This is a genomic window from Amycolatopsis sp. WAC 01416 (assembly GCF_003947485.1).
In the GTDB taxonomy this organism is placed as follows: Bacteria; Actinomycetota; Actinomycetes; order Mycobacteriales; family Pseudonocardiaceae; genus Amycolatopsis.
Window position 1 is genome coordinate 128,518 of the sequence record NZ_QHHX01000013.1, and the last position, 20,272, is coordinate 148,789.

Annotated in this window: 17 protein-coding genes; 9 read left to right on the plus strand and 8 right to left on the minus strand. The window is 68.4% G+C overall.

Annotated features, from left to right (window positions below; all coding sequences use genetic code 11):
- The first annotated feature begins 25 nt into the window (after nucleotides 1-25).
- From DL990_RS37000 to DL990_RS37010, 3 genes are all read left to right on the plus strand, one after another.
- Nucleotides 26-1,759, plus strand: coding sequence for an ABC transporter ATP-binding protein (locus DL990_RS37000; RefSeq protein ID WP_125781939.1), 1,734 nt, complete (start codon nucleotides 26-28; stop codon nucleotides 1,757-1,759).
- Entirely contained in the window at nucleotides 1,759-3,783 is a 2,025-nt protein-coding gene (locus DL990_RS37005) for an ABC transporter ATP-binding protein (RefSeq protein ID WP_125781941.1), read from the plus strand. The genes DL990_RS37000 and DL990_RS37005 overlap by 1 nt, the downstream gene beginning before the upstream one ends.
- 112 nt (nucleotides 3,784-3,895) lie before the next feature.
- On the plus strand, nucleotides 3,896-5,353 hold the full coding sequence (locus DL990_RS37010) for a DNA polymerase ligase N-terminal domain-containing protein (RefSeq protein ID WP_125781955.1): 1,458 nt from the start codon (nucleotides 3,896-3,898) through the stop codon (nucleotides 5,351-5,353).
- Nucleotides 5,354-5,513: 160 nt separating this feature from the next.
- On the opposite strand, the gene DL990_RS37015 is transcribed toward DL990_RS37010, so the two are convergent.
- The 3 genes from DL990_RS37015 to DL990_RS37025 form a co-directional block, all read right to left on the minus strand.
- Nucleotides 5,514-5,873 (minus strand): STAS domain-containing protein, encoded by a 360-nt coding sequence (locus DL990_RS37015; RefSeq protein WP_125801473.1) that lies wholly within the window; start codon nucleotides 5,871-5,873, stop codon nucleotides 5,514-5,516.
- 75 nt (nucleotides 5,874-5,948) lie between these two features.
- Nucleotides 5,949-7,457, minus strand: a complete 1,509-nt coding sequence (locus DL990_RS37020; protein ID WP_199746755.1) for a CYTH and CHAD domain-containing protein — start codon at nucleotides 7,455-7,457, stop codon at nucleotides 5,949-5,951.
- A gap of 69 nt (nucleotides 7,458-7,526) precedes the next feature.
- A complete protein-coding gene (locus tag DL990_RS37025) occupies nucleotides 7,527-8,384 on the minus strand; it encodes a helix-turn-helix transcriptional regulator (protein ID WP_125801475.1) in 858 nt (285 codons plus the stop codon).
- A 518-nt stretch (nucleotides 8,385-8,902) separates the two neighbouring features.
- On the opposite strand from DL990_RS37025, the gene DL990_RS37030 reads away from it, so the two are divergent.
- Nucleotides 8,903-10,021 carry an erythromycin esterase family protein gene (locus tag DL990_RS37030; RefSeq protein WP_125801476.1) on the plus strand — a complete coding sequence of 373 codons (1,119 nt, stop codon included), beginning with the start codon at nucleotides 8,903-8,905 and terminating at the stop codon, nucleotides 10,019-10,021.
- Between the two features lie 339 nt (nucleotides 10,022-10,360).
- Here DL990_RS37030 and DL990_RS42030 read toward each other — a convergent pair whose 3' ends face one another.
- From DL990_RS42030 to DL990_RS37040, 3 genes are all read right to left on the minus strand, one after another.
- Complete coding sequence (locus DL990_RS42030) at nucleotides 10,361-10,624, minus strand: hypothetical protein (protein WP_233620679.1); 264 nt, start codon at nucleotides 10,622-10,624, stop codon at nucleotides 10,361-10,363.
- Nucleotides 10,621-13,329: a BTAD domain-containing putative transcriptional regulator gene (locus DL990_RS37035; protein WP_233620680.1), complete on the minus strand. Its 2,709-nt coding sequence runs from the start codon at nucleotides 13,327-13,329 to the stop codon at nucleotides 10,621-10,623. Before DL990_RS37035 ends, DL990_RS42030 begins: the two co-directional genes overlap by 4 nt.
- A gap of 86 nt (nucleotides 13,330-13,415) precedes the next feature.
- Complete coding sequence (locus DL990_RS37040; RefSeq protein WP_125788115.1) at nucleotides 13,416-14,126, minus strand: DJ-1/PfpI family protein; 711 nt, start codon at nucleotides 14,124-14,126, stop codon at nucleotides 13,416-13,418.
- Between the two features lie 98 nt (nucleotides 14,127-14,224).
- On the opposite strand from DL990_RS37040, the gene DL990_RS37045 reads away from it, so the two are divergent.
- The 3 genes from DL990_RS37045 (at nucleotide 14,225) to DL990_RS37055 (ending at nucleotide 16,994) form a co-directional block, all read left to right on the plus strand.
- On the plus strand, nucleotides 14,225-15,202 hold the full coding sequence (locus DL990_RS37045; protein WP_125801477.1) for a GlxA family transcriptional regulator: 978 nt from the start codon (nucleotides 14,225-14,227) through the stop codon (nucleotides 15,200-15,202).
- A gap of 41 nt (nucleotides 15,203-15,243) precedes the next feature.
- On the plus strand, nucleotides 15,244-16,638 hold the full coding sequence (locus DL990_RS37050; protein WP_125801478.1) for a YibE/F family protein: 1,395 nt from the start codon (nucleotides 15,244-15,246) through the stop codon (nucleotides 16,636-16,638).
- A gap of 98 nt (nucleotides 16,639-16,736) precedes the next feature.
- On the plus strand, nucleotides 16,737-16,994 hold the full coding sequence (locus tag DL990_RS37055; RefSeq protein ID WP_125788112.1) for a hypothetical protein: 258 nt from the start codon (nucleotides 16,737-16,739) through the stop codon (nucleotides 16,992-16,994).
- A gap of 63 nt (nucleotides 16,995-17,057) precedes the next feature.
- On the opposite strand, the gene DL990_RS37060 is transcribed toward DL990_RS37055, so the two are convergent.
- Nucleotides 17,058-17,714 carry a hypothetical protein gene (locus tag DL990_RS37060; protein ID WP_125801479.1) on the minus strand — a complete coding sequence of 219 codons (657 nt, stop codon included), beginning with the start codon at nucleotides 17,712-17,714 and terminating at the stop codon, nucleotides 17,058-17,060.
- Entirely contained in the window at nucleotides 17,714-18,322 is a 609-nt protein-coding gene (locus DL990_RS37065; RefSeq protein ID WP_125801480.1) for an MBL fold metallo-hydrolase, read from the minus strand. Before DL990_RS37065 ends, DL990_RS37060 begins: the two co-directional genes overlap by 1 nt.
- A gap of 157 nt (nucleotides 18,323-18,479) precedes the next feature.
- On the opposite strand from DL990_RS37065, the gene DL990_RS37070 reads away from it, so the two are divergent.
- Both DL990_RS37070 and DL990_RS37075 read left to right on the plus strand, forming a co-directional pair.
- Entirely contained in the window at nucleotides 18,480-19,337 is an 858-nt protein-coding gene (locus DL990_RS37070; RefSeq protein ID WP_125788109.1) for a peptidylprolyl isomerase, read from the plus strand.
- Nucleotide 19,338: 1 nt separating this feature from the next.
- Nucleotides 19,339-20,124: an aminotransferase class IV family protein gene (locus DL990_RS37075; protein WP_125801481.1), complete on the plus strand. Its 786-nt coding sequence runs from the start codon at nucleotides 19,339-19,341 to the stop codon at nucleotides 20,122-20,124.
- The last annotated feature ends 148 nt before the right edge of the window (nucleotides 20,125-20,272 follow it).

A 20,272-nucleotide genomic window follows, 5' to 3' on the forward strand; every position in this document is an offset into this window, starting at 1 on the left:
ACCCACCACTGGGGGAGAAACCGTTGTGCTGACCAAGCTGTTGCGCATTCACCTGCGCCCGTACCGGCGAGACCTGTGGCTGATCGTGTTGCTGCAGTTCGTCCAGACCCTCGCCGGGCTCTACCTGCCGACGCTGAACGCCGACATCATCGACGACGGCGTCGTCAAGGGCGACATCGACTACATCCTCGGCGTCGGCGGCGTCATGCTGCTGGTGTCGCTGGTGCAGATCGCCTGCTCGATCGGCGCGGTCTACTACGGCGCCCGCACCGCGATGGCGGTCGGCCGCGACGTCCGCGGCGCGATCTTCCACCGGGTGCAGGACTTCTCCGCCCGCGAGGTCGGCCAGTTCGGGACGCCCTCGCTGATCACCCGCACCACCAACGACGTCCAGCAGGTGCAGATGCTGACGTTGATGACGTTCACCCTGATGGTTTCCGCGCCGATCATGTGCTTCGGCGGCATCATCATGGCGCTGAACCAGGACGTCACCCTCTCCTGGCTGCTCGTGCTCGCGGTGCCGATCCTCGGCATCTCGGTCGGGGTCATCATCGCGAAGATGCGGTCTGCGTTCCGGCTGATGCAGAAGCGCATCGACAAGATCAACCAGATCCTGCGCGAGCAGATCATGGGCATCCGCGTGATCCGCGCCTTCGTCAAGGACACCCACGAGCGGCGGCGGTTCGCCGAGGCCAACACCTCCCTGCTGGACGTCTCGCTGGTCGTCGGCAGGCTCATGGCCCTGATGTTCCCCATCGTCATGCTCGTGATGAACGCCTCCAGCGTCGCCGTGCTGTGGTTCGGCGGGCTCCGCATCGACGACGGCAGCATGCAGATCGGCGCGCTCACCGCGTTCCTGTCGTACCTGATGCAGATCCTGATGGCGGTCATGATGGCCACCTTCATGTTCATGATGGTGCCGCGCGCCGAGGTCAGCGCCGAGCGCATCACCGAGGTGCTCGACACGCACTCCAGCGTCGTCCTCCCGGCGAACCCGATCAGCCCCGGCGAAGTGCACGGACGACTCGAACTGTCCGATGTGGAATTCCGCTACCCCGGCGCGGAAAAGCCGGTGCTGCAAGGGATCTCGCTGCTGGCCAGGCCCGGTGAGACCACCGCGATCATCGGCAGTACCGGCAGCGGGAAGACCACGCTGCTCAACCTGATCCCCCGGCTGATGGACGCCACCGACGGCTCGGTGCGTGTCGACGACGTCGACGTCCGGGAACTGGATCAGACCGTGCTGTCCGACGCCGTCGGACTTGTGCCGCAGAAGCCGTACCTGTTCGCCGGGACGGTCGCGAGCAACCTTCGCTACGGCAAGGCCGACGCCACCGACGAGGAACTCTGGCACGCGCTGGAGGTGGCCCAGGGCAAGGAGTTCGTCGAACGGATGTCCGAGGGGTTGAACTCCCCCATCTCCCAGGGCGGGACCAACGTCTCGGGCGGGCAGCGACAGCGGCTCGCGATCGCGCGGATGCTGGTGCGGCGCCCCGAGATCTACCTCTTCGACGACTCCTTCTCCGCGCTCGACTACGCGACCGACGCCGCGCTGCGGCGGGCGCTCGTGGCCGAAACCGCCGAAGCGACCGTGGTCATCGTCGCGCAGCGGGTCAGCACGATCCGCCAAGCCGACCGCATCATCGTGCTCGACGAAGGCCGCGTCGTCGGCAGCGGCACGCATACCGAACTCATGGACGGCAACGAAACCTATCGGGAGATCGTGCTGTCCCAGCTGACCGAGCAGGAGGCCGCCTGATGAGCGCGCCCGAGTCAACAGAGTCCACTTCGGACAGCACGAACGCGCCGGCCGAACCGGTGGGCGAGCGCGCCAGCGCGGCACGGAGCCCCGGCTCCGGCGGAAGCGGTTTCGGGCGCGGCTTCACGGGTGGCCAGCCCGCCGAGAAGGCCTTGGACTTCAAGGGATCACTGAAACGCCTGCTGCGCCTGCTGCAACCGCAGCGAGCCATGCTGTACGGGATCCTGATCTTCGGCATCGCCAGTGTCACGCTGAGCGTCATCGGCCCGAAGATCCTCGGCATGGCGACGGACCTCATCTTCGCGGGCGTCGTCGCGAAGGACATGCCTTCGGGGGTGAGCAAGGAACAGGTCATCGCCGGGCTTCGGGCGGAAGGCGACAACACCCTCGCCGACCTGTTCTCGGGGATCGACTTCGTCCCGGGTCAGCGCATCGACCTCGACGCCGTCGGTCAGGTCTTGCTGTGGGTTCTGCTGCTCTACATCGTGGCGTCGTTCTTCTCGCTGTTGCAGACTCGGCTGACCACGACCCTGGTCCAGCGGGCCGTGTTCGACCTGCGGGAGCGGATCGAGGAGAAGTTCGCCAAGCTCCCGCTGAGCTACTTCGACCGCCAGCCGCGCGGTGAGGTGCTGAGCCGGGCGACCAACGACATCGACAATCTCGCGCTGTCCCTCCAGCAGACCCTCGGGCAGATCGTGTCGTCACTGCTGATGGTCGTCGGTGTGCTCGTGATGATGTTCGTCATCTCACCGGTACTGGCGCTGGTCGCGCTGCTTTCGGTGCCGGCGTCGGTGATCGTCGCGGCCAAGATCGGCAAGAGGGCGCAGCCGCAGTTCATCAAGCAGTGGTCCACCACCGGGCGGCTCAACGCGCATATCGAGGAGATGTACACCGGGCACTCGCTGGTCAAGGTGTTCGGCCGCCGCGAGGAGGCCGAAGAGGTCTTCCGCGAGCACAACGACACGCTCTACGGCGCGAGCTTCAAGGCGCAGTTCATCTCGGGCACCATCCAGCCCGCGATGATGTTCATCGGCAACCTGAGCTACGTACTGGTGGCCGTGATCGGCGCGCTGCGCGTGGCCTCCGGGACCTTGTCGCTCGGCGACGTCCAGGCGTTCATCCAGTACTCGCGGCAGTTCAGCCAGCCGGTCACGCAGATCGCCAGCATGGCGAACCTGCTGCAGTCCGGGATCGCGTCCGCGGAGCGGGTCTTCGCGTTGCTCGACGCGGACGAGCAGGAGCCCGAGCCCGCCCAACCCGCGCGGGTGGAGAAGCTCCGGGGCCAGGTCGAGTTCGAGCACGTGTCGTTCCGGTACACCGAGGACACGCCGCTCATCGAAGATCTGTCGCTCACCGTCGAACCGGGGCACACCGTGGCCATCGTCGGCCCGACCGGCGCGGGGAAGACCACGCTGGTCAACCTGCTCATGCGGTTCTACGAACTCGACGGCGGCCGCATCACCCTCGACGGTGTCGACATCGCCGGGATGGACCGCGAGGATCTGCGGGCCAAGACCGGCATGGTGCTGCAGGACGCGTGGCTGTTCGGCGGCACCATCGCCGAGAACATCGCCTACGGTTCCACGGGCGCCACGCAGGAGGAGATCGTGGCAGCGGCCAAGGCGACCCACGTCGACCGGTTCGTCCGCACCCTTCCGGACGGCTACGACACGGTGATCGACGACGAGGGCGGCACGGTCAGCACCGGCGAGAAACAGCTGATCACCGTCGCGCGGGCGTTCCTGGCGAAACCCGCGATCCTCATCCTCGACGAGGCGACCAGCTCGGTCGACACCCGCACCGAGGTGCTGATCCAGCGGGCGATGAATTCGCTGCGCGAGGGGCGGACGAGTTTCGTCATCGCGCACCGGCTCTCCACCATCCGCGACGCGGACGTCATCCTGGTGATGGAGAACGGCTCGATCGTCGAACAGGGCGATCACGAAACGCTGCTGCTCACCGGGGGCGCGTACTCGCGGCTCTACGCCGCGCAGTTCGCGGAGGCGCTGGCCGAAACCGACTGAGCCAAATCGGTACGAAGGCCCCTTTTCCTGCTTTCACCACAGGAAAAGGGGCCTTCATCGCACGGGAAGACCATGAACGGCGCTAGGCTTGCGTGACCCGACCCGGAAAGGGGTGCGCTGGCCGACCATGGCGGAGAAACTCGGCGATTACCGTCGTAAGCGCAGACCGGGGCGGACACCCGAACCCCTTCCCGATCGCGACGGGGAGACCGGGGCCGACGATCTCTTCGTCATCCAGGAACACCATGCGAGCAGCCTGCACTGGGACATCCGGCTCGAACGGGACGGGGTACTGGTCTCGTGGGCGGTGCCGAAAGGCCTGCCGATGTCGCCCGATCTCGAACGCCTCGCCGTGCACACCGAAGACCACCCGATGGAATACCTGACCTTCGAAGGCGACATACCCGCCGGCGAATACGGCGGTGGCACCATGACGATCTGGGACACCGGCCGATACGAAACGCTGCACTTCAACGACCACAAGGTCGAGGTCGTCTTCCACGGGAAACGCGCACGCGGGAAATACCTCTTCCTCAATGTGAAGAAGGACGGCAAGGATCGCGGCTGGCTGCTCAAACGGCTCGACCCCGCCGATCCCGGCCGCGTGGAACTCCCCTCGTTCCTCGCCCCGATGCTGTCCAGACCGGGCCGTCTCCCATCGACCGCCGAAGACGCGGAATGGGCCTACGAATTCGACTGGTCCGGACGCCGCACCTTGATCCGCGTGACCGGGGGCAGGATCACCGCGTACGACGATTCAGGCGACGACGTCACCGGTCTGTACCCCGAATTCCGCGGGCTCGGCGAACAACTCGGTACCACGGAAGCCTTTCTTGACGGGGAAATCGTCGTCTTCGACGGCGGGAAGCCGAGTCCGGACGGGCTCGGGCACCGCGCGCGGGCGACGAAGGCTTCCGCGAAACGGCTCACCTCGCGCTATCCGGCGTTCTACCTGGTGAACGATCTGCTGCATCTGGAAGGCCGTTCCTGCGTCGAGTCGTCCTATGTCCAACGGCGGGAACTCCTCGGCGAGCTCGGGCTCGCCGGACCGCATTGGCAGGTCACCCGGTATTACCCCGGAGACGGCGGCGCGGTCGCACGTGCGGCCCGCGAACACGGGCTGGCCGGCATCGTGGCCAAACGGGCCGACTCCGCGTATCACCCGGGAAGGCGTACCGGGGAATGGCTTTCCATCACCGGGGCCAGGGTCCAGCAAGTGGTGCTCGGCGGCTGGCGGCCGGGTGGCGGCAGCCGGGCGGGCACGTTCAGCTCGTTGCTGCTCGGCGTCCCACACGAGGATGGCTTGCGGTACATCGGAAACGTCGGCGTTGGCTTCGCGGCCGACGAACTGGAGGAGCTGTCCCGGCGACTGACCCGGTTGGAACGCAAGACATCCCCGTTCCGCTCCGTCCCGGACAAACAGGCACGGGACGCGCGCTGGTCGCGCCCGACCGTCGTCGGCGAGGTCGTCTTCGGCGGCTGGACCGAGTCCGGCTGCCTGCGGAATCCGCGGTGGCGTGGCCTGCTGCCGGACGTCAGCGCCGAAGAGGTCGAACTCGACGGGGCCTAGGCGCTGTCCTGTAAGTCTGTTCGATGGGCTTCGTGATCCAGGTGGTTCCTGGCGGTGCGGGCGGATCGGCCTCGTACCGGGTCGTACTCGGCCGCATCCGCCCGTGCCGTCAGGGACCGCCTGGGCGCGAAGACCGCGAACATGACTTGCAGGACAGCGCCTAGGCGCTGTCCTGTAAGTCCTCCACGTCACGCCGGACGTCGAGATCGGCTCCGACCCCGCTGACGTCCAGAATCCGTGACACCAATGGGGTCTTCACGATCACCGAGAACCGGGGCGCCACGGCGTTGGCCTCTTCGAGCACGTGCAGCCCCGCGCAACTGAGGAAACCGACCCTGGAAAGGTCCAGGATCACTTGCTTGCCCGTGCCACACGCGCCGGTGAGTTCGGTACGGAACCGTCCGACGGTGGCCGCGTCGATCTCCCCCACCGCGGTGAGGACGACGACGCCGTCTTTCCGGCGGCGGGTGGTCACGGCCAGGGGCGGCTGTTCGCCGGGAACGCGCTGGCCAGGCAACATTGGGGGCGCCTCTCTCCAGACCACCAAGTTCCCTCGACCGTACTCAGCGAGGGCGAGAGGTCAACCCGGGCTACCTCATTTGAGCCATTTCGGGTGGGAACCTTTACTCATCTCTTGCCATTCTCCGGCGAAGCGCCGACGCTCGGCCTCGGCGGAGGCGACGGAACGTCCGTGCAGGAGGCCATACGTGAAAGCGTTTTCGTTCTCGGCGTAGGCACGGAGACCGAGAAGCCGCAGGGTCTCCCGGGTGACCACGAAGTCGTGGTGCGTACCGAGCGTGCTTTGCACCTCCTTGACGTTCTTTCGCCATTTTCGAAGCTTCTTGCCGGTCACCGGCCGGACCGCGTCCGCCGCGTACCGGGCACGCTTCGCCTTCTTGCGCACCTCGTGCAACGCGGCGTCCTGCTCCGCGCCGCTTTCGAGCTCACTCGCCGCGGCGACGGCGCTGCGCAACTTCCGGTCCGTACGCGCGACCGCCTTGCGTAGTTCCTTCTTGCCTTCCTTGATCTTCCGCGGTTTGCCGACGAGCTTTTCCAGCGCTCGCAACAATTCCGTGTACCGCTTGCTGTCGAGCGCCCGGATGGCGCGCGCCTTCGACTCTTCGGCCTCGCGCGCGAAGTGCCTGGTCATCAGCTGCTCGACGTTGCCGAGTACCAATTCGGCCGGGAGTGCCTTGACCTCGTCGTGCAGGCGTGCGGCCATCACCTCGGTGTCCCTCGCCGGCCCGAGTTCGCCGCCGAGCCAGCGAAGTTCGGCGGTGAGCCCGTTCGCGACATCGGCGTCGAACGAGCGACCAAAGGTTTTCAAGCCGCTGCGCAGCCGCCTGCTCGCGACCCGCATCTTGTGCACCGCGTCCCCCACGTCCCGGCGCACCCCGATGTCGTTGCGTCGCAGCACATCCAGCTGCTCAGCGAGATAATCCGCCAGCACCGACCCGGACGCTCCCCGCGCCGAAGGCACGAGCTCATCGGTCAGCCGCCGAAGCTTCGACGGCCACCTCGACCGCTCCGCGCCCGCGCTCACGACAGCCTGGTCCAGGCTGTCGAGCACGGCGGGATCGGCGCCGGGCGAGAGTTCGATCTCGATCTCCCGCCAGCGGTCGAGGTGCGCCTCGTCCCCGCCGGCCTCACCGGTGACGACGTCGTCGGTCAACGTCGCCAGCTCGCGGCCCTCGACGTCGAGCAAGGCGTACGACGTGCGCTCGGTGCGCAGATGCGCGGCCTGGACGAGTTTGGCGCCGAGGGTGTGCGCCCGGACCAGCCTCGCCAGCGCGCCGGGCACCTTGTCCGGCTTGCCGGACAGCGGGAGGCGGAGTTCCTCGCGCCTGTCCTCACCGACGGGGAGCTTCAGGTGCCAGCCCTCGTCGCTTCCGCCGAGCCTCCGCCGCAGCGTGATACCCGCCTGCGCGAGCCGGAAGTCGGGAGTGTCGAAGTACGTGGCGTCGAGGAGGTCGACCCTCGGATCGGCCTGGCTCGTCACGGGACCTACCGGGACCAACCGCGGGATCGGCCTGTCGGCCGCCAAGTCGTACTTCCGCTCGATCTCCGCCTCGGCGACCGGGGCACCACCCTGCGTCTTCGACACGACGAACTCCTTCTCCTCGGCTACAGGAAGGATTACCCCAGGAGGCCGCCGAGGGAAACCTCGTCAGGGTCACTCCTCCATCCGGTCGTACCGGTCCGCCCACTCGGCGAGCAGCTGGCGTGACCGCTCCTCGGTCAAGGAATCGCTTTCCAGGCGCGCGACAAGTGAATAATACGCCTCGACCGCCGCCCGGTCGTCGACGAACACTCCGGCCGCATAGGAATCCGTGTACACCACCGCCGGATGTTCCGTGAATTCCATGATGGTGAAAGAATTCTCGATCGTTCTGCTCACCTCGTTGCTTTCGGGGACGATACGAATGGAGCAATAGGGCAGGTTCGCCGACAGGACGAGATGGAGCAGTTGCTCGTGCATGATCCGGGGACCGCCGATGACCGACCGCAGCGCGCGCTCGTGGACGTAGAACCGGCACTTCGGCGGCTTGTCGCGCTGCAGCAACCGCTGCCGGTCCATCCGCGCGCTCACGATCATGTCCAGCTGCGCCTGGTCGCGGTTGCCGATCAGCTCGAAGGCGGTGCGGGCGTACGGCTCGGTCTGCAACAGCCCGGGGAGGGTCAACGACTCGTAGCGGACCAGCGTGTGCGCGAGATTCTCTTGGATAGCCAGGGATTCCATCGGGTCGACGAGCTCGTCGAAGTACGGCCGCACCCAGTACAGGTCTCCGCCGGGCTGCGTCAATTCCAGCAGCAGGTCACGTTCGGGCTCCGCCTCGCCGCAGGTCGCGAGATACAGCGCCGCGTCCACCACGGACAGCTCGCGCAGCCCTTGTTCCCACCTCGTGACCTTGCTCTGCAACCAGCCGTTACGGCGGCTGACGTCGGCTCCGCTGAAGTGCCTGCGCTGCCGGAACGCCCTCATGCGGTGGCCCAGTTCCCGGGTCCGCGCCGTCGAATCCTTCTCAACCATGCGGGCCAAAGTAGGGCCGAACTCCGGCCGCGCGGTGATTGCCACGCGGTAATTCACCTCAACTGCTGATAACTTGCGCTCGCGCATATGCGCGAAGCGCCACTTCGCAAGCGAAGCGCCTTCGCGCGCGAAGGGTTCTTTAACTTTATAGCGGAAGAAGTAAATGCGGGCGAGTTATTCGGAAGTGGATTTGTTGCGGTACGGCAGGCGGCCGTTGCCTGTCCGCCTCACGGCGGGTGGCGCCGGGAGCGAGGTGGCGGGTCGGCCAACTCTTGTGTCGTGACTGCTAGCGCCGTGGCGATGACCGAAGTCCGTGAAGGCCTCCTTGAGGGACTCTGGGTCCCTCAAGGAGGCCTTCACGGACTCGGGCCTGGCATCAACCGCAGCCGAAACCATGTAGGTACCTAAGGCACCCTTGACTCTGACCAGCTGACAGCCGGTTTGAAGCTTTACCGCCACGGACCTAGTCGCAAGCAGGCAAAGTTTCAACCGAAGAATCAACGATACGCTTGAACCTCATGAGTCAAGACATCCGAGACTTCGTGACCCCTTCCTGTGACCTGCTCGCCCTTGGCGAGCCGACGCACGCGACCCCGGTCTTCGCCGACGTCCGCAACGAGCTGTTCGCCCAACTCGTCGACCGCGGTTTCCGTTCGATCGCCCTCGAAACGGATCGCGTGGCCGCGCTCGTCGCGAACGACTTCGTCCGGGACGGCACCGGATCCCTCGACCTGGCGATGAGCGAGGGCTTCACACACGTCTTCGGTGGTGTGGAGGCGAACAGGCGACTGATCGCGTGGATGCGCGAGTACAACGAAAACCGGCCTCCCGAGGAGCGGCTTTCGTTCCACGGCTTCGACACCCAGACCGAGAACACCTCCGCGCCCAGTCCGCGGCGCTACCTCGAGTACGCCCGCGACTTCCTGGAGCTCGACGTGGACATCGCGGGCCCGGCCGGTGACGACGAGCGCTGGAGCCGCACCGAAGCCGTCATGGACGCGGCTGCGTCGCCCGGCGCCACCGCCGACGCCTACCGGCTGCGAGCGATCGCGGCCGACTTGCTCGACGCGCTCCGCTCCCGGAAACCGGAGCCGGTGACGGACGACTGGTCACGGGCGGAGGTCCACCTCATGGCAGGCATCGATCTGCTGCGCTACCACCGGCAATGCGCCGAACCTCTCGAGCCGCACGAGCGATACGCGCCCCTTGTCGCCACCAGGGACGCCATCATGGCGCGGAATCTGCTGGACATCCGCGCCGCCGAAGCCGTTCGCGGCAGGACGCTGGTCTTCGCCCACAATCTCCACCTGCGCCGTCAATCGAGCACGATGCGCGTGGCCGGGACGGAGACACACTGGTTTCCCGCCGGCGCGCTGGTGGCGCCGCTGCTCGGCGATCGCTACACGTTCGTCGCGACCAGCCTCGGCCGGTGCGAGGCCATAGCGCTCCAAGAGCCGGAACCCGACACCTACGAAGGATTCCTTCAGAAACACGTCACCACGGCTTGGGGCCTGCTCCCCGCCACCGACGTCCCGCCCGCGAGCGTCCGGACCGATCCCACTCCGCGGCAGGGCTACTTCCCGCTCGACCAAGGGATTCTCGGCGACGCGGACGTGATCCTGCACGTCAGCGCCTAGGCCGTGTCCGGTAAGTCTGTTCGATGGGCTTCGTGATCCAGGTGGTTCCTGGCGGTGCGGGCGGATCGGCCTCGTACCGGGTCGTACTCGGCCGCATCCGCCCGTGCCGTCAGGGACCGCCTGGGCGCGAAGACCGCGAACATGACTTACAGGACACGGCCTAGCCGTCGAACCGGGTGACGCCTCCTGCCCTCGGAAGGCGTCACCCGGCCACGAGTACGCGCCGCCACCCCCAGTCCCGCGATTTCGGGACGGCGCGAAGTCCGCTCGCCTCAGCCGCAGTCGACACGCCGTCGCCATAACTTCGCCAAACGCCGTCGCCGGTACTCCTTCGCCGGGCTATGCGGGAGTCACCCTGGAGCGGATCTTGGTCAACGCTTCACGAGCCCGATCCCGCTGGCGCCCGCTCCTGTCCACGGCGGAGAGGTCCCGGAGCGCACGCAGTTCCCACACCGGGAAGCCCAGCTCGCGGAACAGTCCCGCCGCCGTGCGGAGCCCTTCGGCGGCTTCGGTCGCGACGCCTTCGTCGGCCCGCAGACGACCGAAGCTCAGCAAGGCATATCCGCCGCCGCGCCGGTCTCCGAGCTCACGGAACGTACTCATCGCGAGGTCCAGATGCTCGGCGGCCCGGCCATGTTCACCCGCCAGACGCAGCGATTCACCGAAGCTTCGATGCGTGTAGGCGACGGCGTGCCGGTGCCCGACGTCCTCGAACAGCTCCAGCGACCGCGCAAGACACCGTTCGCTCTCCCCCCCCCGTCGCCGGTTTTCGCGTGGAGATCCCCGAAACTACGGAGAACGTGCGCCTCCCAGTGGCGTTCGCGCGAGCTACGGGTGCCGAGCAGGGCACTCGTCAGCAGCTCACCGGCCTCGTCCACGCGACCGTTCCGTCGCAGGACGTCGGCGTACCGTTTGGCGGACCGGTCGTGTTGCCGCCCGTCCTCGCAATGGAGCGAAAGGAGCAGGCTCGCTTCGAAACATTCCTTCGCCCGGCGGAAGTCGCCGAGGTCGTCCCACAGCGAGCCGAATTGGGCCGACGCCATCGCCTGCCCGGCGAGATCACCGCAGTCCCGCAACAGGTCCATCGCCTCCCGCAGGGCGTGGACCGCCGAACCGGCCCGGCCGGAGTCCGCGTCGACGTCGGCGAGCGCGACGAGTGCGGCCCCGGTGCCCGGCTGGTCACCCGCGGCGCGAAATCTCGCCTCGGCCAGCGAAAAGCAGGTTCTCGCCCGGGCCAAGTCCCCCGCGTCGGCGTGGGCGTGCCCGAGTTTCAGCAGTTTCCGCGCCTCCGCGGGGAGATCGAGGCGATCGCGCACGATGCCGAACCCGACCCAGGCCGGAGACCCGCCATTGCGCGGCCCGACGAGATCGCTGTAGGCGTTGGACAGCCGCGCGGTCAGCTCGGTCCAGCCATGGCTCTTCGCGGTCCGGACGGCGAGGGCCAGATTCGCGGTTTCCGCGACACGCCAACCGATCGGATCGGCCGCGACGCGATCCGAGGCCGCCGCGGGAGCGTCACCCCGTCGAGACGGCGGGCATCCGTCGACGAGGGCGGCGGAAGCGTGTTCGGCCAACGCCGCCATGACCGTCAGCGCTCGGTTGATGGCTGCCGGATCAGGCGGCTCCCGGAGCGCGAGCCGGACGAGATCCGGCAGCCGGTACCGAAGGACGCCGGATCGGTCGGGCCCGGCGTGGAGCAGGTGGTCGTCCACCAGTTCGTCGAGCAGCTTGGCCGTCTCGCCCGGCGAACGGCCGAGCATGGCCGCCGCGAACCAGTCGGCGATCTCGGTGGCACCGGGGAAACCGAGCAACCGCAAGGAATTCCGCTGCCGTGGCGAAAGCTCGGCAAGCGCTTCGGCGAGCACCGGGCGGACGGCCAGGTCGCCGGCGGAGAGTTCGTCGAGGCGCAGGCGCTCGTTCTCCAGGCGGGTCGCGAACTCGGCGACGCTCACCCTCGGCCGCAGCAGCAGCTTCATCCCCGCCGCGCGCACCGCCAGCGTGAGGCCGTCACAGCAGGCCAGCACCCGGCGGACGGCGTCGGGTTCGGCGGACAACCGGGTCTCCCCGGCGATGGCTCCGAGCAGTGCCCGCGCTTCCGAGTAGGACAGCGTGCCGATCTCGACCGGCCTGGCGCCGACGAGTCCGGCCAGCCGTCGCCGCGTCGTGACGATCGTCGCGCAGCCGGGACCGCTCGGCAGCAACGGCCGCGCCTCGGCCTCGGACCGGCAGTTCTCGAGGATCACCAACAGCCGCCGGTCCGCGGTGTGGCTCTGCCACAACGACATCAGTCCCGGCCGGTCGGCGGGGAGTTCCGCTTCCGCAAGGCCGAGCGCACGAAGGAGCCCGACGAGCACGTCACCGGTCTCCCGCAGGTCGGCGACGAGCTGCCCGTCGGGGAACCGCTTGCGCGCCCGCCACGCGGCCTGCACGGCCAGCGTGCTCTTCCCCGCTCCCGCCGCCCCGTGCAGCACGACCGGCGCGGGACTTCGCAGCGCACGGACCACTTCCGCCAATTCCGTCGCCCTGCCGGTGAAATCCGGCGTCGCAGGCGGTAGACGGCATGGCGCTCGGCCTGCCGACCACCCGGTTCCGGCGATCCGGCGGTGGGCCGCGAGCAGCTCCTCCCCCGGTGAGACACCGGCGTGCTCCCACAGCGCGTGACGGCACCGGTCGAGGACGGCCAGCGCCGCGTCCCGCCGCCCGAGCCCGTGCAACGCCTCGGCCAGCCATCCGGCGAGGCGTTCGTCGGCGGGCCGGACGGCCAGCTCGGGTCCCAACCGGTCGGCGACGGCCTTGTGGTCACCGGCCGCCAGCTCCAGCTCGACGAGTTTGCCCAGTACCGAACTCCGCTGATCCTCCAGCCACAGCCGGTGCGCCTCCACCAGCGGACCAGCCGGAACGTCGGCGAAGGCCCGGCCACGCCACAGTCCGAGCGCCTGTTCGAGCAGTGCCCCGCGCTCGTCACCGGTCGCCCGCGCGGCCGCGGCGGTCAGCTCGGAGAAGCCGGTGAGGTCCAGCTCCCCTTCGGACACCGTCAGCCGGTAACCGCCCCGGCCGGCCCGCAGCCGCTGCCGGACGTCGTCCGACGGCACGCCGGGTGACAATGCCTTGCGCAGCTTGGAAACCGCCATCTGCACGACCGCGGCGGCACTCGACGGCGGCCCCTGCGGCCAGAGTTCGTCCACGAGGGTGTCCCGGTGGACGAACTCGTTCGGCCGGGTCAGGAGCACGGCGAGCACCCGGCGGGGCTGAGCCGCCGAAGGCAGCGGGACCGAGGCCGCGAGCGGGCCGAGCACCTGGAACTTCACGAACCACCTATCACCTGTACGGATGACCAGAATGTAACCCGGTGCTATGCCCGTATCGGCGATTTCTCACCCGGATGGCCGCCCCCTCACTTCCCCGTGTGCGCGAGCAGCCGGTCTCGCAGGGCAGGTTCGTCCGCGAGTGCTTCGTTCACCGTGTGCTCCAGCAGCGGCTTGAGGTCCCCGTACGGCCGCTTCGACCAGTCGAGCGGACCCTGCGGCGGCTCCGGGTCGTATTCGATGACGAACTGGATCGTCCGCGCGATCTCGGCTCCGACGAGCCGCTCGACCAGGTGCAGCGCGAGGTCGATCCCCGCCGACACGCCGGCGGCGGTGATCACGTTCCCGTCCTCGACCCAGCGTTCGGCGACCGGTTCCGCCCCGAACGCGCCCAGCAGTTCACGGAACATCCAGTGCGTCGCGGCGCGACGGCCCGCCAGCAGTCCGGCCTGCCCCAGCAGCAGCGATCCCGTGCACACCGAGGTCACGAGTTCCGCGTTCGCCCCGGCTTTCCGCAGGTAGCCGATCAGCTTCTCGTCGGCGAGTGCCTTCAGCGTCGGAGCGGCGCCGCCGGGCACGAGCAGCGCGTACGGCGACGGCACCTCGTCGTAGGTGTGGGTCGCCACGAGCTTCAGCGGGTTGTCGGTGGTGACCGGCTCCTTCGTCTCACCGACCACGACCGTCCGGTACTCCTGCACCGTGCTCGCCATCCCGTCCAGCACGGTCAGCGGCCCGACCAGATCGAGCGGGGTCATCCCCGGATACACCACGAACGCGATCGTCTTCTTGTCGTCTGTCATGGGACAAACGTGTCGCAGACGCGGAGCCGCGGTGGGCCGGATGTCCGGATTCCTGCGAACAACGTCCGACGGCCGGGCATTACTGCTAGCGTTCGATCATGCCGGGTTCACCCAGACGAGTGTTGATAGTCGGCTACAGCAATGCGGAGATGCTCGACATCGCCGGTCCGGCGGATGTTCTGGACGCCGCGACCAAAATCGGGGGCAAGCCGGGATACGAGATCATGCTCGCCAGCGTCGACGGCCGCGGCATCCGCTGCGAGTCCGGGCTGACGTTGCAGGCACAGCACCGGCTCGACCAGGTGACCGGCGAACTGGACACGCTGATCGTCGCGGGCGGCACCGGGCACGAGACCGCCGCCGCGGATCCGAGGATGGTCTCCCACATCCGCAGGCTCGCGCAGGACACCCGCCGCGTCGCCTCGGTGTGCACCGGCGCGACCGTGCTCGCCGCGTGCGGGCTGCTCAACGGACGCCGCGCCACCACCCACTGGCGGTTCGCGAACCGGCTGGCGGTGAGCTACCCGCAGGTGAACGTGGATCCGGTGCCGCTGTACGTGCGCGACGGCAACGTCTACACGGCGGCCGGGGTGACCAGCGGGATCGACCTCACGCTCGCGTTCGTCGAAGAGGACCACGGCCCGAGCGTCGCCAGGGAGGTCGCCCGCATGCTGGTGACCTACCTGCAACGACCGGGGAACCAGGCGCAGGTGAGCATGTTCCTGTCGGGCCCGCCGCCCGAAAACCGGCTGGTCCGCGACATCACCGCGTACGTCGCCGAGCACCTCGCGGGCGACCTCGGCACCACCGTCCTCGCCGAACGGGCCGGGATCAGCACCCGGCAGCTGACCAGGTTGTTCGACGCGCACCTCAGCACCACGCCCAGCAGGTACGTACGCGCGGCGAGGACCGAGAACGCGGCGAAACTGTTGTGCGGCACCGAACTTCCGCTGACCTCGATCGCGAGGCGATGCGGGTTCGGCTCCACCGAGACACTTCGCCAGGCGTTCATCGATCACTTCGACACCCCGCCGTCGGCCTATCGCCGTGTCCACCTTCGGCAGGCGTTCGGCTAGGCCGTGTGCGGCACGCGGCACGCACTGTGGAGGATATGCGGGTGAACCGCCGCGACCTCTCCGACGACGACACCGGCCCGATTCGCCGGGTTACGGACACCCCGTCCGATCGTTCGCCCGGAACGTCCCGTTCGCCGCGCCCCGAGGGCGCGCGACGCCCCCGTCCCCCGGCACAGCGGCCGCGGCAGGCCGAACCGGGCAGACGTCGCGCCGCCGAACCGAAGCCCGAACCGGTCGGCCACGGGCACACGCACGGCCACGGACCGGCGGCGCCCGCGTCGCGCCGGGTCCGGCTGCTGCTGATGTGGCTGCTGATCCCGCTCGCCGTCGCGACCGTCGCCGGCATGATCCTGCTCTACCCGTGGGGCAAGGATCCGGCGAAAAGCGTCTTCCCACAGGGAGTCCCGGTGAACGCCACGGTCACCGGGACGATCACCGGCCCGTGTCTCGCCGAGGGACAGGTCCAGGTCGGCGAGCCGCCGCCGGACGCGAAACCGTGTCTCACCAGCGAACTGACGATGACCGATGGCCCCGGGGCGGGAAAGCCGCTGAAGCTGACGCTGCCGATCGAGCCGAGCACGCCGCGGTTCGCCGCGGGCGACAAGGTGGTGCTGTCCTACAACGGCGGCGATGTCGCGAACCCCGCGTCGTTCCAGATCGTCGACTTCCAGCGAGGCACCCCGTTGCTGCTGCTCGCCGGATTGTTCGCGCTCGCGGTGATCGTGCTGGGCCGCTGGCAGGGGCTCGCCGCGCTGATCGCGCTCGGGCTGAGCTTCCTGGTGCTGGCGCTCTTCGTGCTGCCGTCGATCCTCGCCGGGGAAAGTCCGCTGCTGGTGGCGATCGCGGGCGCCGGCGCGATCATGTTCGTCGCGCTGTATCTGACACACGGGCTGTCCGCGAGAACCTCGGTGGCGGTGCTGGGCACCTTGGTGAGCCTGGTCCTGATCGGTGTCCTGTCGGCGATCTTCTCGGCCGCGGCGTCGCTGACCGGGCTGGACGACAGCACCTCACAGCTGATCGGCTCGCTCGGGCACGGGATCGACGCGCGGGGGCTGCTCCTGGCGGGCGTCGTGATCGGCGCGCTCGGGGTGCTGGACGACGTCACGGTGACGCAGACGAGCGCGGTGTGGGAACTCCGGCGGGCGAACCCGTCGCTCGGCTGGCGTGAGCTCTACGGCGCGGGCCTGCGGATCGGGCGTGACCACGTCGGCTCGGCGGTCAACACCCTCGTGATGGCGTACGCGGGGGCGGCGCTGCCGGTGCTGCTGTACACCTCGCTTTCCGGCGTCGGACTCGGCTCGATCCTCGGCGCGGAGAACATCGCGCAGGAGATCGTGCGGACGCTGGCCGGAAGCGTCGGCATCGTCGCGGCGGTCCCGGTCACCACCGTGCTGGCCGCGCTGATCGCCTCGCGGGAGCCACAAGAGTCCCTGTAGTCACAGCCGCCTCAAAGCGCGAGCCCACCGCGCGATCACGGGCCGGAGTCGGGTACGAAGAGGCCGCACCCGAGGTTCGCCGCGTGATCGGAGGGGCCATGTTGGACGTTTTCGCCGTCCCGAGACAGCTGACCGCCGTCGCGCGGCGCGTGCTCGTCTCGACGCTGGAAGCCGTCGAGGCGGTCCCCAAGATCGCCGCCGCTCTCGACGACATACGGGCGACGCTCAAGCACTCCGAACGGCTGGCGACCTTCGCCGCGGGCGAACTGCCGGAGATCGTCTACCAGCTGGAAGAGATCAAGACACGGCTGGAGAAGCTGGAGACCGCGAGGGCCCGCCCTGAGCAAATGTCATGAAAGGGTCGTTCAGGACATTTTTCGTCCTGAACGACCCTTTCATGACACTCGGCGGCGCACCGGTCAGTCCAAGGTCGCCACGAACCGGCTGACCGCTTCCATCGTGAACCGCTGGATGTACTTCCCGCTGGGCGCCGCCGAGGCGAGCCGGTAGAGCGGCCGTTCCGCCGCCGCGTCCCCGCGCGCCTCCGACTTCAGTTGCGCCACCAGCAGCTCCGAGAACACCAGGCCGTTCGCATCGGTGTTGTTCAGCAGCGCGTTCGCCAGCTTGCGCAGCTGCAGGATGCCCAGCTCGCGACCGCCCGCGCCGGAGTACACGGCCATGTCGACCTTCGCGACCTTGCGGCGTTTGCCCGCGTTGACCAGCAGGCTGACCGTCCGGGTGCCGCGCACGTCGCTGATCACCAGGTCGATGCGTTCGGCCGCGGTCAGATCGATCCGCCGCACACCCCAGGTCCGCACGATGAGCGTTTCGCCTTCGAGCCAGACTCGGCGGCGCAGGTTGTAGAACATGACGTAGAGCAGCGGCACCGCGATCACGCCGGCGACCACGAGCCCGGCGATCTCACCGCCGATCAGCCCGCCGAGGCCGCCGAACGCGGCCGCGAAGATCACGACGCCGGCGATGCTGGAGCAGCCGCGCCTGCGACGCAGCTTCGGGTCGTCGTGGAACAGCGGGAGACGTTCAGGGGTCTCCGGGGTCCCGGTCGGCTCCGCCATCACGCGCCCGTCCCGGCCAGGAACGGGTTGCCCGCCCGCTCCTGCCCGATCGTGGTGGCCGGACCGTGCCCCGGCAGGACGACGGTGTCGTCGGGCAGCGTCATCACGTTGGCGCCGAGGGACCGCACGAGTTCGTCGCCGTCACCGGTGGACCGGCCGATCGAACCGGCGAACAGGCTGTCCCCGGTGAGCGCGATGCGGCCGCCCTCGGCGGAGGTCAGCCCGAAGACCACCGAACCGGCGGTGTGACCCGGTGTGCGGGACACCGTGATCTCCAGTCCGGCCAGCCTGAGCGGGCCATCGACGAGTGGCACGATCCCGTCCTTCCGTTCCCCGGCGTCATGACCGAGCAGTGGCCGGTCCGCCTCGTGCAGATAGAGAGGTATCCCGTGGCGCGCCCCGACCTCGGCCGCCGAAGCGACGTGATCAGGGTGGCCGTGGGTGGCGAGCATCGCGACCGGCGTCAGGCCGTGCGCGGAAAGCGCGGCTTCGAGCGGCTCGACGACGTCCTCGCCGGGATCGACGATCACGCATTCACCGCCGCCGTCCGGGGCGAGCAGGTAGCAGTTGGCTTCGAGGGGGCCTGCCGGAAAACCGACAACCAGCACGAAACGCCTCCTCAGATCTTCCGCCGAACAGGTGACAGGATGGCCCTGATCACGATCAAGTAAGCGTAGCGGCCCCTGTACAGGGGTCTCACAGCCTGTGCCCATAGACTCCTCCCACCTCAGACGTGTGAACATCGAGTGGAAACCGGGAGGGCGGGTGCCGACCAACCAGCAGCGCCGCGAAGCCGCGAAGCGCAAGCTCGAGCGACAGATCGTGCGACGGGCCGAACAGGCCAAGCGGCGCAAGATCGTCGGCTCGGTGGCGGTCGTCGGCGTCGTCGCCATCGTGGCGGGCGCGGTGTGGTGGATCGTCAGCAGTAGCAGTGGTGACGATGCCGCCTCCGATGCTTCCCCGAGCTCGGCTCCTCCGACCCCCGAGGTCACCATCCCCACGGAGCGCGCTCCGATGCCGAAGCGGCCGACGCCGCTGGCGAACCCGGTGGCCTGTGATTACAAGGACGACTCCGCCAAGCCGGCGTCGAAGAAGGTGAACAAGCCGGAAGGCAAGGACGTCTCTTCGAACGGCACGGTGAACGTCGTGCTGAAGAGCACCGCGGGCGACATCCCGCTGACGTTGGACCGGGCGCTCGCCCCGTGCGCCGTGCAGAGCTTCATCAGCCTTTCCCAGCAGGGCTACTTCAACGACACCAAGTGCCACCGGCTCGGCACCTCCGGCCTGCAGATGCTGCAGTGCGGTGACCCCGAGGCCAGCGGCATGGGCGGCCCGGGCTACACCATGCCGGACGAGGCGTTCAAGGAGATCAAGTACGGCCGCGGCATCCTCGCGATGGCGAAGACGCAGCAGCCGAACTCCGGTGGAAGCCAGTTCTTCATGGTCTACGGCGAGGCCGAACTGCCCGCCGAGTACTCGGTCTTCGGCAGCATTTCCGACGAAGGCCTGAAGGTGCTCGACAAGGTCGCCAAGGCCGGCGCGAACGCGCAGGCAGGCAACGGCGACGGCACCGGCCCGCCCAACACCGAGGTCAAGTTCACCGGCGTCACGGTCAACGCCTGACGTGAAGCTGGAGCTCAACGGCGCGCCCGCCCGGCCGGAAGACCTGGCGGGCGCGTTCGGTTACGGCCATTTCACGGCGATGCAGGTCCGGCACGGCAAGGTCCGCGGCTTGGACATCCACCTTCGCCGTCTGGCGACGAGCACACGGCGGATGTTCGCGAGCGACCTCGACACCGACGCGGTGCTCGAATACGTGCGGCAGGCGATTCGAGGTGAGAACGCGCTGTCCGTGCGGGTGCTGATCTTTTCCCGCGCGATGGACTGGTCCGATCCCGGCGCACCGGCGGCACCGGACGTCCTGGTCCGCACCGGGCCGCCCAAGGAACATGAGCTGACACCGCTGCGCCTGCGATCCGTGCGCTACGAGCGGGTCCTCCCGGAGGTCAAGCACGTCGGCACGTTCGGCCTGCTCCATCACACGCGCGAGGCGATGATGGCAGGCTACGACGACGTGCTGTTCGTCGACCATCAGGGCCGGGTCAGCGAGGCGTCGATCTGGAACGTCGGCTTCCTCGACGGCGGCACGGTGGTCTGGCCGCAGGCCCCGGTGCTCGACGGCATCACGCAGCAACTCGTGCGACGCGGCCTCGAGCGAAACGGGATCCCGCAAGAGACCCGCGAGGTCCGACCGGCCGATCTGCCGGGGTTCGACGCCATGTTCCTGACCAACTCGGAGTCGGTCGGCTGGCCGGTGGCCTCGGTGGACGACGTCGTGCTGCCGTTCGCGCCGGAGACGACCCGGCTCCTCAGCGAAGCGTACGAAAGCAATCCCTGGGACGAGATCTAGCGGGTAAGGCAAAGGGGTCGGGTCGCGGGGATTCACTCGCGGCCGTGGGGCGACGCATCTCGACCATGGGTTTCAGCGAAAGGCCCTCTCGTCGCTACCGCACCCCGCTCCCGACGTTGCGAAAGTGGCTTTCGCAACCTGCCACCTT

Excerpts from the sequence above, each read along its gene's own strand:
- DL990_RS37005 (WP_125781941.1), top strand. The coding sequence starts at position 1,759 with ATGAGCGCGCCCGAGTCAACAGAGTCCACTTCGGACAGCACGAACGCG.
- DL990_RS37015 (WP_125801473.1), bottom strand. The coding sequence starts at position 5,873 with ATGTTGCCTGGCCAGCGCGTTCCCGGCGAACAGCCGCCCCTGGCCGTG.
- DL990_RS37025 (WP_125801475.1), bottom strand. The coding sequence starts at position 8,384 with ATGGTTGAGAAGGATTCGACGGCGCGGACCCGGGAACTGGGCCACCGC.
- DL990_RS37030 (WP_125801476.1), top strand. The coding sequence starts at position 8,903 with ATGAGTCAAGACATCCGAGACTTCGTGACCCCTTCCTGTGACCTGCTC.
- DL990_RS42030 (WP_233620679.1), bottom strand. The coding sequence starts at position 10,624 with ATGAGTACGTTCCGTGAGCTCGGAGACCGGCGCGGCGGCGGATATGCC.
- DL990_RS37040 (WP_125788115.1), bottom strand. The coding sequence starts at position 14,126 with ATGACAGACGACAAGAAGACGATCGCGTTCGTGGTGTATCCGGGGATG.
- DL990_RS37045 (WP_125801477.1), top strand. The coding sequence starts at position 14,225 with ATGCCGGGTTCACCCAGACGAGTGTTGATAGTCGGCTACAGCAATGCG.
- DL990_RS37055 (WP_125788112.1), top strand. The coding sequence starts at position 16,737 with ATGTTGGACGTTTTCGCCGTCCCGAGACAGCTGACCGCCGTCGCGCGG.
- DL990_RS37060 (WP_125801479.1), bottom strand. The coding sequence starts at position 17,714 with ATGGCGGAGCCGACCGGGACCCCGGAGACCCCTGAACGTCTCCCGCTG.